This window comes from Chryseobacterium bernardetii, assembly GCF_003815975.1.
Lineage (GTDB): Bacteria > Bacteroidota > Bacteroidia > Flavobacteriales > Weeksellaceae > Chryseobacterium > Chryseobacterium bernardetii.
The window spans coordinates 3,002,931-3,018,804 of the sequence record NZ_CP033932.1 but is presented as its reverse complement, the minus strand read 5'-3'; the positions used below and the strand labels follow the sequence as shown (position 1 = coordinate 3,018,804).

11 protein-coding genes are annotated in these 15,874 nt (G+C 36.9%); 3 read left to right on the top strand and 8 right to left on the bottom strand.

Annotated elements, in window-relative coordinates; genetic code table 11:
- Window positions 1-154 precede the first annotated feature (154 nt).
- Entirely contained in the window at window positions 155-2,602 is a 2,448-nt protein-coding gene (priA, locus tag EG339_RS13825; protein ID WP_123870565.1) for a replication restart helicase PriA, read from the bottom strand.
- 132 nt (window positions 2,603-2,734) lie between these two features.
- On the opposite strand from priA, the gene EG339_RS13820 reads away from it, so the two are divergent.
- Complete coding sequence (locus EG339_RS13820) at window positions 2,735-3,304, top strand: hypothetical protein (RefSeq protein WP_123870564.1); 570 nt, start codon at window positions 2,735-2,737, stop codon at window positions 3,302-3,304.
- A gap of 41 nt (window positions 3,305-3,345) precedes the next feature.
- Here EG339_RS13820 and EG339_RS13815 read toward each other — a convergent pair whose 3' ends face one another.
- The 6 genes from EG339_RS13815 to EG339_RS13790 form a co-directional block, all read right to left on the bottom strand.
- A complete protein-coding gene (locus tag EG339_RS13815) occupies window positions 3,346-4,254 on the bottom strand; it encodes an AEC family transporter (RefSeq protein ID WP_123870563.1) in 909 nt (302 codons plus the stop codon).
- Window positions 4,255-4,488: 234 nt separating this feature from the next.
- The gene (locus EG339_RS13810) at window positions 4,489-6,969 is read right to left on the bottom strand and encodes a beta-mannosidase (protein ID WP_123870562.1); all 2,481 of its coding nucleotides are present in this window, start codon (window positions 6,967-6,969) and stop codon (window positions 4,489-4,491) included.
- Window positions 6,970-7,097: 128 nt separating this feature from the next.
- A complete protein-coding gene (locus EG339_RS13805; protein ID WP_123870561.1) occupies window positions 7,098-7,760 on the bottom strand; it encodes a copper homeostasis protein CutC in 663 nt (220 codons plus the stop codon).
- A gap of 12 nt (window positions 7,761-7,772) precedes the next feature.
- Entirely contained in the window at window positions 7,773-8,339 is a 567-nt protein-coding gene (locus tag EG339_RS13800) for a hypothetical protein (protein WP_123870560.1), read from the bottom strand.
- 31 nt (window positions 8,340-8,370) lie between these two features.
- On the bottom strand, window positions 8,371-9,366 hold the full coding sequence (locus EG339_RS13795) for an isoaspartyl peptidase/L-asparaginase family protein (RefSeq protein WP_123870559.1): 996 nt from the start codon (window positions 9,364-9,366) through the stop codon (window positions 8,371-8,373).
- 141 nt (window positions 9,367-9,507) lie between these two features.
- Window positions 9,508-11,766 carry a glycoside hydrolase family 20 protein gene (locus EG339_RS13790; protein WP_123870558.1) on the bottom strand — a complete coding sequence of 753 codons (2,259 nt, stop codon included), beginning with the start codon at window positions 11,764-11,766 and terminating at the stop codon, window positions 9,508-9,510.
- Window positions 11,767-12,063: 297 nt separating this feature from the next.
- Between EG339_RS13790 and EG339_RS13785 the strand changes: the two genes are divergently transcribed.
- Window positions 12,064-12,900, top strand: a complete 837-nt coding sequence (locus EG339_RS13785) for a DUF4197 domain-containing protein (RefSeq protein ID WP_123870557.1) — start codon at window positions 12,064-12,066, stop codon at window positions 12,898-12,900.
- A 218-nt stretch (window positions 12,901-13,118) separates the two neighbouring features.
- Here EG339_RS13785 and EG339_RS13780 read toward each other — a convergent pair whose 3' ends face one another.
- Window positions 13,119-13,772: a CoA transferase subunit B gene (locus EG339_RS13780; protein WP_066695789.1), complete on the bottom strand. Its 654-nt coding sequence runs from the start codon at window positions 13,770-13,772 to the stop codon at window positions 13,119-13,121.
- 257 nt (window positions 13,773-14,029) lie between these two features.
- On the opposite strand from EG339_RS13780, the gene EG339_RS13775 reads away from it, so the two are divergent.
- Window positions 14,030-15,832 (top strand): ABC transporter ATP-binding protein, encoded by a 1,803-nt coding sequence (locus EG339_RS13775; RefSeq protein WP_123870556.1) that lies wholly within the window; start codon window positions 14,030-14,032, stop codon window positions 15,830-15,832.
- Window positions 15,833-15,874 lie beyond the last annotated feature (42 nt).

Below are 15,874 nucleotides of genomic sequence, written 5' to 3'. Positions count from 1 at the left end.
TTTTTTGTTTCTATAGTTTGAGCCTGTAGAAAATGATAAGTTAAATCATTCAATAAAAAAGCCAAACACTTAATCAACGACCAAAAGTAGAAATTATTGTTATAAAACGGGTTACCAACGTCTTATAAAAGAGTGTAAAGTTTGTTAAAAATTGTTAAAAATCCACAAAAACATCTTTTTTAATGCTTTGATAAGCAGTAATTTCGTCAAATTCTTTCAAACTTATTAAAACCATGTTTTTAAACTTTTCGTAGTTTTTACCACGGGGTAATTTCAGTAAAATCTGGAACTGATATAAATTATTCAACCTTGCAATCTGAGCTTTTTCCGGGCCCAGAACGCATTCTTCAGGGAGGTATTTCCTCAGGATAGACCCCAGAAACTGCGAGGCACGATCTGCCTTATCTTCCCTCCTGTGTTTCAGCTCTATCATAATCAGCTTGGTAAACGGAGGATAATGGAACTTCTGGCGCTCTGTAAGGATATATTTATAGATCTTCGCAGGATTATTCATTTTAATCAGCTGAAAGACGGAATGATCGGGATTATAAGTCTGAATCAGTATTTTCCCTTTTCCGGAAACTCTTCCCGCTCTCCCGGAAACCTGTGTAATCAACTGGTAAGCACGTTCTTCAGCTCTGAAATCCTGTACATATAATAAGGAATCGGCTTTGGGAATAGCAACCAATTCTATATGGTCAAAATCAAGGCCTTTGGAAATCATCTGTGTTCCTACTACAATATCGGTTTCGCCCTCTTCAATCTTCTCATACAGTTTTTCGTAGGCAAATTTCTTACGCATAGAGTCTACATCCATTCTGTCTACCTCATTTTCAGGAAACAGTTTGGAGACCTCCTCGTGAATCTGCTCTACTCCTACTCCCCTTTCGTTAAGGTTTTCAGAATTACATTTCGGGCAGGTTCTGGGCTTTGAAGCTCTTTGCCCGCAGTAGTGGCATTTCATTTCATTGGCTGCCTTATGGTAGGTCATTACCACATCACAATTAGAACAGTAATTCACATAACCGCAGGTTTCACACTCAACTACATTGGCATACCCGCGCCTGTTATGAAGAACGATAACCTGGTTCTTTTCGTCAATCGTATGCCTGATAGCATCAATAAGCCTAGTAGAAAAATTTCCGGATACATTTTTAGACTCCTGAGCTTCTTTAAAATTAATCAACTCATATTCAGGCAGATCCACATTCCCGAACCTTTCATTCAGGAAAATGTATTTCATCTTATCTTTTCTGGCCCTGTAATAGCTTTCAACAGAAGGTGTTGCAGATCCCAGAATCACTCCTGCATTATATAAACCACCTAAAACCAGAGCGGCATCTTTCGCATTAAAATAAGGGGAGACTTCTCTTGGTTTATATGCAGAATCATGTTCTTCATCCACTACCAGCAGCCCCAGGTTCTGATAGGGTAAAAACAGTGCATTTCTGGTTCCTATAAGAATACGGATATCATTCTGCTTAATTCTCCGCCAAACTTCTACTCTTTCAAAATCAGTCAGTTTCTGATGATAAAAGCCTAATTGCCTGCCATATTTTTTTTCCAGCCTTTGGGTAATCTGTTTGGTTAATGAAATTTCAGGAAGCAGAAACAGGACATTCTTTCCTTCCTGGATGCATTCCTCAATTTTTTCCAGATAAATATGGGTCTTTCCGGATGATGTTACCCCGTGAAGCAGAACGTTTTTTCCTTTTTCAAAAGCTTCATCGATCTCAGACTTTGCAATTTTCTGTTCTTCGGAAAGTTCTTCGATCTCCTCAATTTCGCCTTCATAACTTTCAAGTCTGTCTTTCTGCATATAATATTCCTCAACAAGACCTTTTTCTGCCAATGCCTTGAAATGGGAACTTCCAAAATAACCGTCTTCAAACAGTTCAGATTTTTTGATATAAAGATCAGGCTTTTCTGTCTGCTTTTCCAGAATAAGGAGGAACAGATCTTTTTGCTTAGGAGCTTTATTTAATTTTAAAAGAATTTCTGTAAGATTCTGATTGCTTAAAACCTCATCATTAATTTTTACATAGGCAACTTCCTTAGCTTTATATTTTTCCGCAATTTTCTCATCTATCTCAATATATTGCAGATCGATGAGTGAATTGATGGTTTTAATAATCTCTTTCTTCGGAATAAAAGCTTCAATGTCTGTAAGATTGACAAGCTGCCTTACTTCCAATGCCTGGATCAGGTACATTTCGTTAACATCAAGATTCTCAAAGTCAACAACTACATCAGGCTTCAGTTTTAAATAGGTTTCACTTTCCAACTTTAAGGAAGATGGAAAAGCAAGCCTGTAAATTTCTCCGAGATTACACAGGTAATAATCGGAAAGCCAGTTCCAGAAACGAATCTGCTCGTCAGGAAGTATTGGTTTTTCATCCAAAATACTAATAATCTCCTTTGCTACAAAGTTATCCGGAGTATTATCATGAAGTTCAAAAACAATTCCTGTATAGATCTTTTTCCCGCCAAATGGTACCAAAACCCGCATTCCGGGCTGAATTTCAGACATCAGTTCTTCCGGAACCTTATATGTAAAAGATCCTTTTAAATTCAGTGGTAAAACAATTTGAGCGTATTGCAAGGGAAATATTTAAAGTGTAAAATTAGATGTTTCTGGAGAAAACTGCAAAATTATATCTTATTTCATACTTGTTCTTTCTCAATCTTGGATTATTTTATATTTTTTCTTTACTTAGTGAAAAAATTTAATTCCATGAAAAAACTAGTATTACTACTATCATTTTCACTAATGATTACATCATGTCATCATGAAGTGGCTGAAGATGTTTCTTTAGAAAATCATTCCAGTTTAACATCATCAAAAAAAACTGTACAGAAAACAGCTTCAAATAATACCATTGTAACTTTAAGTATGGATCCTATACTTCCTGTTTGTTATAATTCTTTAGTTGATAACAGGAATGTTCAATTACATATTTCCCAGCCTGCTCCATATGATATTCAATTTAAGTTGACTTTGAAACAGAAAAATGAAAATGGTAATTATTTATCCGTACCTAATCCCTGGGCAATTGTTATTATTCCTAAGGGAGAAACATGGGCTACATTAGATACTGCTTGTCAATTGGAGAGTTTCATCCCTTGCGGAAAATATACTGAAATAAAAAAAGGAAACTTCAGACTAACGATTACAAGTGCAGCCTATTTGTTAGCCCCTGGAGAAACATTTAACTACGAATTCAACAATGGAGTGAATACTTATGATTTTGCCCATCAGGTCTCATGTGTAGGCGGAGGCTGGAATCCCAACGAACCTAAATAAAATAACATACAGAGGTGAACACTTTTGTTCACCTTTATTTATCAAAAAAGAAGCTGGGTAACCTCGTACCACATGGCAGAGGTTAAAAATCCTACAATAATGCTAACTCCAATAATCAGGTTAGTAAGTTTTGTATTCAGTCTGAATTGTTCTGCAATAATACTTGAAGTCACTAATGTTGGCATGGCCGCTTCAAAAACTGTAATTTTAGCTACATCTCCTTTTATTCCCAACAACAAAGCCATTACCAATACAATTGCCGGCGCCAGGATCAGTTTATACAGCATGGAAGCAGACATCTGAGGAATCAGTTTTTTCCAGCCGTTAAACTTCAGCTGTAGCCCGACAGAAAATAAAGCCAATGGACTTACCGTAGCAGCTAATTTATCAAAAAGAGGCTCTGCAAAGGTCAAATCGATAAATTGAGATATTACTAATGCAGAAATACACCCTATTAATGGAGGAAATGTAATTAGGCGCTTAAAAATAAATGCAGCACTTACTTTTCCTGATTTGCTGCCTCCTTTCACAGCAGCAATAATTCCTAATGTTGAAAGAGCAAAAAACATGGTCTGGTCACATATAATTGCAATACTCAGAAGACCTTCACCGTAGAAAGCACTAATGAGGGGAAAACCAATGAAAGATGTATTACTGTAACCGCTTGCCAATTCGAGAGTACTTCTTGAACGCCTTGAATATCCCCGGCTTTTACTGTAAAACATGACATAAAAGAAGCAGAATACAGAGATTAGAAAAGTAGCGGCAATCGGAAAAAGCATTTCCGTTGTCCATTGTACTTTAGGCAGATATTTGAATGAAACTGCCGGCAGAGCAAGATAAAGAATCCAGGTATTGATCCCCTTATGGGCATCCGGGTGGATAGATTTTGTTGCTTTGAATACCATTCCTGCAATAATACATACTGCAATCAGAACAAAATTTACCATAACTGTAAAGAAATAATGTGGTGCAAAGTTACGGCTGATTTTTGAAGTGAGAATAGAAAAATTTCTTTTTTTGATAATAAGTTACATTTATTGCCTCCTATTCTACTGAAATGAAATCTTCAAAATAAAAATTATACACAGCTTATGTTCTGAGGAAAAGCTCACTCCAACTGTTTTTAAAATTCATTTCCATCAAGAATTCTTATGATTTCTATTTCGCATCGTCTGGTTATTTTATTCTTGAAAAGTATCAAACAAACTCATTACCTCAACTTTATCCAAAGTTCTGGAAAGAGTAATTCTTTTTGAAGTTCCTGGTAACAGATCAAAAAAGTTATCACTGAAATGGGTATCTCCAATAAGATATACGTCTTTTGCCAAAACATCTGTTGAGACCTCAATTTCTGTCGGTGATATTTTTTTAACGGTGATATTGGGTTTTAAAAGCTTTAAATCTTTAGGTCTTTCCGGAAAGAAAAGCTTTTCAAATTCTGCATCCTCACTGCCTGAACTTATTTTTAAAACAGCTTTAGATAAATCAAATTTTGCCCAGTCGGTTTTGTTGATGCTAAGAATATTTTCACTTACATCAGCCTTCAGGTTCCTGATAACATTGGATTTCCATAAAAGTTTTCCTTCAAAATCAATAAGCTCAAATTTAACATCCGCTTTTATTTCCTTCAATACATCGCTAATCAGATAGATTTCATAAGCCTTTTTGTTTTCTGTAACTGAAACTATTACTGGCTCAAAGCTTCTTTTTGACTGATAGTGAAATGCTTTCCAGTTTCCTGAATAATCAATGGACGACCATGAAACCACCGGCCAGCAGTCATTAAGCTGCCAATACAATGTTCCCATATTATAAGGTTTGGCACGACGATGAGCTTCTATCGCGATCTTCATTCCTCTTGCCTGCAACAATTGGGAAACATAATTGTATTTCACAAAACCTTTTGGGATTTTATAGTCCCGTTCCATATATTTATTGATGATTTCCCAGCCTCTTGCATGTTTTTCATGAGCTTTAATGGTTGGATTCTGTAAATCCAGATCGGAAATTCCGGAGAACATTGATTTTGTTGTTGCTAATGTTGGCATTCCCTGGAATCCATATTCAGACATAAAACGGCCTGTTTTTTCATTATAGATTTCAAAAGGCTGCTCACCCCACCAAACACCCCAGTAATGAGAATCTCCTTCTGTAAGGCTTTCTTTATGGCCCCACCCTATTGACGGAGAGCTTGGCCAATACAGATTTCTGTCCGGAGTAAGGTTTTGCTTCATCGTATTGGGTATAACTTCATGAAAAAGCTTCTTATAATCTTTCCAAACCTGTAATGAATCTTCTTTTGAATATTTAAATTGCTTCTGATATCCCCAATTGACAATAGCTTCATCAATTTCATTATTCCCGCACCATAATGCAATGGAAGGGTGATTTTGAAGCCTGTTGATCTGGTCTTTTACTTCTTCCTTCACATTATCCAGAAACTCATTATCTGCAGGATAAAAACTTCCGGCGAACATAAAATCCTGCCAAACTAAAATTCCGTTTTCGTCACAGGCTCTATAGAATTCTTCATCTTCATAGATACCGCCACCCCAGATACGGATCATATTCATATTAGCTTCTTTGGCAGCTTTAATCAGTTTCTGATATTTTTCTTTGGTAATTCTTGGAGAAAAACTGTCTGCGGGAATCCAGTTAGTTCCTTTAATGTATAAAGGATTTCCATTAACTTTAAAGTAGAATGATTTTCCTTTTTCATCTTTCTCCTGAATAAGTTCAATATCTCTTAACCCATACGTTACGTTGATATCCCGAATAATCCGCCCCCCTTTTTTATACAGGGAAATCTTTGTTGTATATAAAGCAGGGTTTCCTCTTCCGTTAGGCTGCCATTTCTTGGGCTCTTTAATTTTATAGGGAAGTATAATGGTATTAAATCCTTTATTGAGGTGGAATTTGTGCATTCCCCTGTTTAAGTTGAACCAAGTATAATATTCTCCTTCTTCCTCAGCAAAAATGCTCATATTGAATGATACCTCAGCCTGTGCATCAGAGAGAGCTTTTTGTTGAACCTGAATATTTTTAACCTTTGCATTTCTCCAGAACTCCAGCTTTACGTCTTTCCATATTCCTGCTGTTACCAGTCTTGGACCCCAATCCCAGCCAAACTGATACTGTGCTTTTCTTACAAAGCTTCGCGGTGATTCAGGCATGGTAAACGGAATTTTTTTGGCGAGTTTTGTCCCTTCATTAACCGCTGATTTAAATTTTAGCTGTAAAAGATTGGTCCCCTGCTTCAAATATTCTTTCACAGGGATTTCCCATGTTCTGAACATATTATCTGTTTTCTTCAGTAATCTACCATTAAGATAAATCTCTGAAAATGTATCCAGTCCATTAAAAACAAGATCAATATTATCGTAATCGAATTCTTTAAATGAAATTTCAAAACTGGTCTGATAATCCCAATCCTCATTTTCTACCCATTGAACCTGTTTTTCATTTTCATCTTTGAAAGGATCCGGAATAAGTTTGTTAGCCATCAGGTCAAGATGAACCGTCCCTGGGACCTTGGCAGGCAACCAGTTTTTATCTTTTGAATTTTTGAACTGCCAGTTTTCAGAAGAGAGGCTTCTTTCCGAATATTGAGCAAAAAGAACATTCTGAATGAGAAGGAAGGCAAAAAATAAAGTTTTATGCATCAATAATTTTGTTTACAATTCTGTGAATTCCGTGCTTAAATAGTTTTGTCATTCCAAGGAACGAAGAATTCCTACAATGTGTTGAAATTCTTCGCTACGCTCAGAATGATAAGTTGGTTATTTAGTAATTATTTGTTCTTCAAAGCTACCACCTCATCAGGGTTTGCAAAGGAGCCTCCATCTGTAATGGCTGAAGAATGGAAGTAACCGGCTTTTGTAGCTTCTATGATATCCTCAATATTTGAGGAGCGCAGACCGCCTCCTACAAGAATTTCAATTCTTCCATTGGAAAGAGCTACTAATTTTTTCAGGTTTTCTTTTCCCTCAGATACATTAGGTTTCTGCCCCGAAGTAAGAATGGTTGTAAAGCCGCATTCAATTACTTTTTCCAAAGATTCTTCCAATCCTTTCGCCCTGTCGAAGGCACGGTGGAAAGTACATGGAAGTGGTGAAGCCAGCTCTACCAAAGCTTTATTTTGTGCCATATTCACCTCATCATTTTCATCCAGAATACCGAATACAAAACCATCAATATTCAATGATTTTAAGGCAGTCAAATCTGATTTCATCTGTTCAAATTCAGCATCTGAATAGGTAAAATCGCCACCTCTCGGACGGATCATGACAAAGATGGGGATGTTTATCTTAGCTCTTAAATCTTTTGTATATTCAAAATCGGGAGTTGTTCCTCCTTCGCTTAATCCGGCACATAATTCTATTCTGTCTGCTCCGTTTTCAAAAGCAATCATTGCCGATTCCGGGTTAAAGCATGCTATTTCTATTTTTGACATTGTTTTTATCTTTTAATTTAATTCAGGAACGTCCTGTAAGACATCGGCAATTAAAAAGGAACTGTTTTCTTTAATTACTTTTACTTTAATTGGATAGACTTCTTTTGGTTGTTTATCAGTAAGCACAACATCAAACAGGTAGCTCCCTGCATTTTCAGAGATCAGCTGGCATTTTGTTACTTCTATTTTAGACCAGTCCTGACCTGCGATTAAGAATCCAATGCCGATACCTGCTTTTTTAGGATCAAATTTTCCTTTCCATTTATCATTGAATTCTTTTTCTGTAAGACTTCCGTCTACATCCATATCCACGTTCATAGCATCTTCCTTATAATCATAATAATCCCCGGTTGTCATTTTCTGCATGTTCTTATCAAGGTTATCAAGATCTGATGCGAAGTAGTCTCCGATACTTTTTTCCAGCCATCTTTTCGCTTCTTCCGCTTCATTTACCTGAGGCTTAGTTTCCTGAACTATATTTTCTTTCACTTCAGGTTCCTGCGGGGCAGCTAATGCTTCTTTCTTTTCTTCTTTACATCCTATTATTAAAAACAGGGAAGCGATAATCGTTCTTTTCATATACTATTTATCGGTTTATCTTTTGTGTGTATTATTTCAGTGCAAATTCAGGTTTTTCAAGGCGGTTTCCTTTCTGGTCGTATACTGCGAAGTTAAATCCGTCCTGAATACAGTAAGCGCCATATTCTCCTTTTTTATTGATGGCAATAAAGCCTACCTGAATGTCTTTCAGGTTTTTATTTCTTCTCTGATTGATCTTTACAATTCTGTCTACAGCTTCCTTGCAGGCTTGTTGTGGTGTTCTACCCTGCCTCATTAATTCTACCACAAGATGGGTTCCCACTGTTCTTATTACTTCTTCCCCATGTCCTGTTGCTGTAGCCGCTCCTACTTCATTGTCTACAAATAAGCCTGCCCCGATAATAGGGGAATCTCCTACTCTTCCATGCATTTTAAAAGCCATTCCACTGGTTGTACAGGCACCGGAAAGGTTTCCATGGGCATCCAGGGCGATCATTCCTATGGTATCATGATTTTCAATATTGGCAATAGGCTTATACTGGCTTGTTTTAAGCCATTCTTTCCATTCTTTTTCAGATTCTTCGGTAAGAAGATTTTCTTTTTTGAAACCCTGAGAAAGAGCAAACTGTAATGCTCCGTCTCCTACCAGCATTACATGGGGTGTTTTTTCCATTACAGCCCTGGCTACGGAAATGGGATTTTTAATATGTTCCAGACCCGCCACTGAGCCAATATTATAGTTATCATCCATGATGCAGGCATCTAAAGTTACCCTTCCATCTCTGTCAGGCCGGCCGCCATACCCTACACTTCTTTCTTTTGGATCCAATTCCACCAGCCGGACTCCTTTTTCAACAGCATCCAGTGCTTTACCTCCTTTTCCAAGAATTGTCCACGCTTCTTCATTGGCTTTGATACCGAAATTCCAGGTTGAAAGAACAATAGGTTTATTTGTAACGATATTATTCTCAAGTAATTCTTTTGCCATCAGATCCAAAGGATTTACAGCCAATGCCGCAGTTGCGATTCCCAGTTTTTTGATAAAACTTCTTCGGTTATTGTTCATTATATATCAAAATTATAGTATTAACAAGTCTAAAATCTTTAACAGCATTTCATCTAAAAATAATATATCTTTCACCGGATTCTGGTGATAAGGAAAGTTGTTAGAAAGTATGGTATCCTCCATTTGTTAAATTGAGTAAGGCTAATTGACGCTAATTTCATCAACAAACAGCCATGCTTTTGAATCAGCACCGGGATTTCCGGCCGGAATAATGCCTGCATTTTCAATCATGACCTTCAGATATTTTGCACTTTGTTTCCCCAGCTTCAATTGTATTTTTCCGTTAGCATTTTGAATATCCTCTTTTCCTATTTCTTTGATAATTTTAAATTCTTTATTGTCGTCAGAAATATAAATTTTTGCAGATTTTGCAAGATGGATCCAGCTTCCTTTATTTTCCAGGGTATTAAAATAGATTTCTGAAAAGTCGGTTTTCTTACCAAAATCAATGGTTGCGATTACATCTTTCCCCTGAAACCCTAACCATGTTTTACCCAGCTTCTTCACATTTCCGATAATACCGTCTACCAAGGTAAAAGCGCCACCAAAAGAATAGTTTTCACTTGGCTGCTGCTCTAGTGTGATCGTTTTTCCCGTTGATTTTGATACTGTAAATTCTTGCGACGAAACAGCACTTTTAAGTTGTCCGTCTTCAAAATAAGCAGATTTAACCGTTAAAGAACCCGGAATGGCAACAGGAACCTGATACTCCTGAGATTTTATTGTTGGAGTACTTCCGTCCAGTGTATATCTGATCCCGTTTGGGTTTTGTGAAGTAGAAAGCTCGTAGGCAATTCCATTATTTAAAGGAATTACTTTTCCTAAAATATTGTAAATGCTTTTTGCATAGTTAACGTTCATTTTATCCAGTATTTTGAAATGGCTGATCACTCTGTTTTCAAAATTTTTATAATTTTTAGGATCTGAAGTTCCCCATCCCACTTCGGAGAGCGCCATCAGCCTTGGGAAAATCATATATTGTACCTGTTTGAAATCCAGGATATATTCAGTCCATAGATTAGCCTGAACACCCAGAATATACTGAGCCTGTTCAGCGTTTAACTCTGCAGGGATAGGATTATAGGAATATACTTTATCCAATGGGGTAAATCCGCCAAACGCATTAGGTTCAGACTGTGGATCTCCCTGATAATGGTCAAAATAGCAATAGGATCCCGGTGTCATCACAGCAAAATGTTTTGCTTTTGCTGCTTCAATTCCTCCGTTTACTCCTGTCCAGCTCATTACAGCAGCATTAGGAGCCAATCCGCCTTCCAGGATTTCATCCCAACCAATAATTTTTCTTCCTTTGCTGTTGATATACTTTTCAATTCTTTGAATGAAATAGCTTTGCAGCCCATGTTCATCCTTCAGATTATTCTTTTTAATCAATTCCTGGCAATGGGCACATTCTTTCCATCTTGTTTTAGGGCATTCGTCACCTCCGATATGAATATACTGAGACGGAAACAACTTCATCACCTCATCCAAAACATTCTCCAGAAATGTAAAAGTTTCTTCTTTAGGACAGAAAACATCATCAAAAACACCCCATTTGGTAGCAGGTTCAAAAGGTCCTTTGGTACAGGCTAATTCCGGATATGCAGATAAAGCAGCCAGGGCATGACCAGGCATTTCAATTTCCGGAACTACTGTTATATGTCTTTCCTTGGCATATTTCACAACATCTTTGATCTGTTCCTGAGTATAGAAATAAGGGCCATACGGTTTCCCATCGAAAGTATTGTCCACATAGGCCCCAATCATAGATTCTTTACGTTTGGAACCAAGTTGTGTGAGCTTCGGATATTTTTTGATTTCAATTCTCCATCCCTGGTCATCGGTTAAATGCCAATGGAAAGTGTTCAGTTTATACATCGCAAGATAATCAATGTATTGTTTCACCTCATCTACCGTGAAAAAATGACGGCAGACATCCAAATGCATTCCTCTCCACGTAAACTTGGGCTGGTCTTCAATTTTCATCATCGGAATTTTCTCAGTATCCTTATACTGATCAATAATCTGAATTAAAGTTTGCAGCGCCAGAAAATATCCTTGCCTTGTATAGGACTTAATATGAATTTGCTTTGGTGAAATTTCTAATGAATAATATTCTTTTTTCTGTTCAGCATCTATTCCGGAAGGAATTACAGAATTCGTTAAGTGGATGTCACCACCTTTCTGAGTATATTGAAATTCTAACTGAGAACCCATTCGTTTTTTGAAATATTCTGTCTCCTCTTTCGGCAGACTACTACTTAATACAAAAGTATGTGGGATTGCAAATTCTCCCTGTAAAAACTCGACTTTCTGAGGGTAAGGAATAACATTCAATTGATTTTGGGCAAACATTAGGTTTGAAAGCAATATAAAAAATACTAAAAAGGTTCGTACCATTAGATGGGGTAAAAGTTTTAGCTAATATACTTATTTTCCAAAACTTTTAATAGTCCAGATTATAAGGAAAAATCATTGTTCAGTTATCTAAAAATCATAAAGCTTCTACTAAAAGGCTCCTCAATATTTTGAAATCAGGATACAGAACTTATTTAACATTAAAATAAATTAACTATCAAACCCATAAATCAGTAAATACCATCTTTCTTTTCTACCTCCAGAAAAAATATGGTTTATTTTTTGATAAGCTTAGATCACTTAAAAGATTAAAAATCTAAATTTGTAAAAAAAAACACAATGAAAAAAAACATTTTTATTGCAGCCGGATTATTCCTTTCAATTTCTACACAGGCACAGCTGCTTGATATCTTAAAGTCAACAGTTAAAGACAAAACAGGAATTGACCTCAACAATCCACAGGCCACTAAAGGTTCCACAACTGCAACAACAGGCACGAAGACAACCACAACAATTCTCACCTCTGCTTCAACCCAAACCTCTCCTCTGAATGTTGGGAATCTTACTTCAAGCCAGATCTCTTCCGGACTAAAGGAAGCTTTAAGCATCGGAGTAACGGATGGAGTGAAAAAACTGGCATTAACGGATGGTTTTTTGAAAAACGAAGCCGTAAAAATCTTAATGCCTGAAAAATTAAGAAAAGTTGATATGACACTTCGTTCTGTAGGATTAGGCAGTCTTGCTGACGAAGGCGTAAAATTATTGAACAGAGCGGCAGAAGACGCTGTAACAGAAGCCGCACCTATTTTCACCAACGCGATTACGTCTATGACAATAACGGATGCTAAAAATATTCTGTTGGGAAGTAATAATGCAGCAACAAACTATTTACAGAGTAAAACTCAGTCCCAGCTCTTCACTGCCTTCCAGCCAAAAGTAAAAGCTTCTTTAGGAAAAGTGGGTGCTGATGCGGTATGGAAGAATCTGATTTCAAAATATAACACATTTACCGGACAGTCTGTAACCACTGACCTTAATGAATATGTGACTACTGAAACCATCAACGGAGTATTCAAAATGGTGGCAGATAAGGAAAACGGGATCAGAAATACACCGGCTATGAGAACCACAAGCATATTGCAGAAGGTTTTCGGAGCACAGGATGCGAATAGGTAATTAAAATTAAATAGAATATAAAAGGTTGTTTCACAATGAAACAGCCTTTTTTAATATTTTGCTTTGAAATCTAAGTTTTGTACAGTCAAAGAGAAATATAAGTAAAAATAAACATTCCGTTCTCCGTATTGACTATATTTTTGAAGAAGAAATATAATTTTGATATTTTATATTATATGCAATAAAAAACCTTGCTGTGGGCAAGGTTTGTATTGTATTTAGAATTGCATTTCAGGAATTTCACCTTCAATAATAAGGTCTGCTTCCGTTGCTTTGATAATGTCTTCTACCGAAACACCTGGTGCTCTTTCCAGCAATTTAAAACCTTTTGGAGTAACTTCCAGTACAGCTAATTCTGTAACTACTTTTTTAACACAGTTTACACCTGTTAACGGAAGGGTACACTTTTTAAGGATTTTACTCTCTCCGGCTTTGTTTACATGCATCATAGCAACGATAATATTTTCTGCAGAAGCTACCAGATCCATTGCTCCCCCCATTCCTTTCACCATTTTTCCCGGAATTTTCCAGTTGGCAATATCTCCGTTCTCTGAAACCTCCATTGCTCCAAGGATGGTAAGATCCACTTTCTGTCCGCGGATCATCCCGAAACTAAAAGCTGAATCGAAGAATGAACCTCCATCTAAAATGGTAATGGTCTGTTTTCCGGCATTGATGATATCTGCATCTTCCTCTCCTTCAAAAGGAAAAGGCCCCATTCCCAAGACTCCGTTTTCACTCTGGAATTCTACGGAAATTCCTTCCGGAACATAGTTGGCAACCAAAGTAGGAATTCCGATTCCCAGGTTTACATAATAACGATCTCTCAGTTCTTTTGAAATTCTTTTGGCAATTTGTTCTTTTGTAAGCATAATAAAAACTTAGACTGCAATTTAATTATTTTCACCCGAATACAAAAGGGCTTTCGAAGCTGGACGTTGGAAGAGAAAAGCCGGAAGTGTGTTTTAGTTGAAAAAATAACAGGCTACTCTATGATTACTGATAGGCTTTACAACTATCTTTCTCCGGGGGCTGGGTTCAAATCTTCCTCAACAACAGATCATTGTCATTCATAATTAACATCGTTAGTAAAAATAATATCATTAATTTTGCATCATTATTTACTAGAATGAAAATACTTTTAAGATACCTTAAACCTTACCAATGGCTGATTATTATTTCTTTGCTGCTGGCTACCATTAACCAGGTTTTCTCTTTATTTGCACCTGCTATTACAGGAAATATTCTGGATCAGTTGGTTACCCATCCCAATTTCTTTGACAAGGAAAAGCTTTTACCCAGAAATATAGATGAATACCTTTACGGAACCTCCGTATATCACGGAGCTTTCTATTTCCTGGGCTTACTGATCGGAACAGCGATGGTGAGCAGAATTGCCAAAGCTTTTCAGGATTATGTGGTGAGCGTTATTACCCAAAAATTCGGTGCAAAAATTTTTACGGATGGGTTGAAACATTCAATGGCACTGCCTTATCAGGAATTTGAAGACCAAAGAAGTGGCGAGACTTTATCTATTTTAACCAAAGTAAGGGAAGACTCGGTTAAGTTTATTACCAACTTCATTAATATTTTCTTTGGGATCCTGGTAAGTATTATTTTCGTTTCAGTGTATGCAATACGCCTGCATTGGTCAATTATGCCGGTGTATATCTGTGGGATTTTTCTGATTGCTTTTATCACGAATTTATTGAGTAAAAGAATCAAAGTTATCCAGAAGAATATTGTTTCAGAAACCACAGCATTAGCAGGAAGTACAACAGAAAGCCTCAGAAATATAGAAATCGTTAAGAGTTTAGGCTTAACGAACCAGGAAGTGATCCGTCTGAACAACAATACGTATAAAATACTGGGACTTGAACTCAGAAAGGTAAAAAGCATCCGTTCTTTAAGCTTTATCCAGGGAACGATGGTGAATTTTCTTCAACAGATGATTACCCTTACGCTTTTGTACCTGATCTTTAAAAATATTGTTACGCCAGGACAATATCTTTCCCTTATGTTTTATGGGTTCTTTATTTTCGGGCCTATGCAGGAGATCGGGAACATTATTATCTCTTACCGGGAAGCAGAAGCCTCCCTTCAGAATTTTGACCGTTTAATGAAAAAAGAAGTGGAGGAAAAACCTCTTCATCCGAAACAAATTGGTGAAATTGAAGAATTGGAATTCAAACATGTTTCTTTCAAACACCAGTCGGCACAGTATAAAGCATTGAATAATATTTCTTTTGATGTTAAAAATGGGGAAACCATTGCTTTTGTGGGACCAAGCGGATCTGGCAAAAGCACACTGGTAAAGTTATTGGTTGGGCTCTACAGACCTCAGGAAGGGAATATTTTTTATAATGGCATTAACGGAAAGGAATTTGATTTTGATGAACTGAGAAATCAGATTGGTTTTGTTACCCAGGATACTCAGCTTTTTGCGGGAACGATCAAAGAAAATCTTCTCTTTGTAAACCCTAAAGCTACTGAACAGGAACTTGCTATGGCTTTGCAGAAATCGAGCTGTACAGCCTTACTGGAAAGAGCTGAAAAAGGTATTGATACCGTTATTGGGGAAGGCGGGCTGAAATTAAGCGGTGGTGAAAAGCAAAGAATTGCCATTGCCAGAGCACTTTTAAGAAAACCTCATCTGTTGATTTTTGATGAAGCTACTTCTGCTTTAGACAGCATTACCGAGGAAGAAATTACTTCTACCATAAAAAACATTTCAGAGGAAAGAGAACAGATTACGGTTTTGATCGCCCACCGATTAAGCACGATAATGCACGCAGACAAAATCTATGTATTGGAACGCGGACAAATTGTAGAAACAGGTTCCCATGATCATCTTATTGCTGAAAAAGGGCTTTATTATGCCATGTGGAGACAGCAGATTGGAGAAAGGAAAACCACTATTCCACAATCATAAAATAATAATACGATTTACCTCTATATTTTTAAGAGTTAGGTT

Bases quoted from the DNA above. Each gene is read 5' to 3' on its own strand.
- EG339_RS13820 (WP_123870564.1), top strand. From the start codon at position 2,735: ATGAAAAAACTAGTATTACTACTATCATTTTCACTAATGATTACATCA.
- EG339_RS13815 (WP_123870563.1), bottom strand. From the start codon at position 4,254: ATGGTAAATTTTGTTCTGATTGCAGTATGTATTATTGCAGGAATGGTA.
- EG339_RS13810 (WP_123870562.1), bottom strand. From the start codon at position 6,969: ATGCATAAAACTTTATTTTTTGCCTTCCTTCTCATTCAGAATGTTCTT.
- EG339_RS13805 (WP_123870561.1), bottom strand. From the start codon at position 7,760: ATGTCAAAAATAGAAATAGCATGCTTTAACCCGGAATCGGCAATGATT.
- EG339_RS13800 (WP_123870560.1), bottom strand. From the start codon at position 8,339: ATGAAAAGAACGATTATCGCTTCCCTGTTTTTAATAATAGGATGTAAA.
- EG339_RS13795 (WP_123870559.1), bottom strand. From the start codon at position 9,366: ATGAACAATAACCGAAGAAGTTTTATCAAAAAACTGGGAATCGCAACT.
- EG339_RS13790 (WP_123870558.1), bottom strand. From the start codon at position 11,766: ATGGTACGAACCTTTTTAGTATTTTTTATATTGCTTTCAAACCTAATG.
- EG339_RS13785 (WP_123870557.1), top strand. From the start codon at position 12,064: ATGAAAAAAAACATTTTTATTGCAGCCGGATTATTCCTTTCAATTTCT.
- EG339_RS13780 (WP_066695789.1), bottom strand. From the start codon at position 13,772: ATGCTTACAAAAGAACAAATTGCCAAAAGAATTTCAAAAGAACTGAGA.
- EG339_RS13775 (WP_123870556.1), top strand. From the start codon at position 14,030: ATGAAAATACTTTTAAGATACCTTAAACCTTACCAATGGCTGATTATT.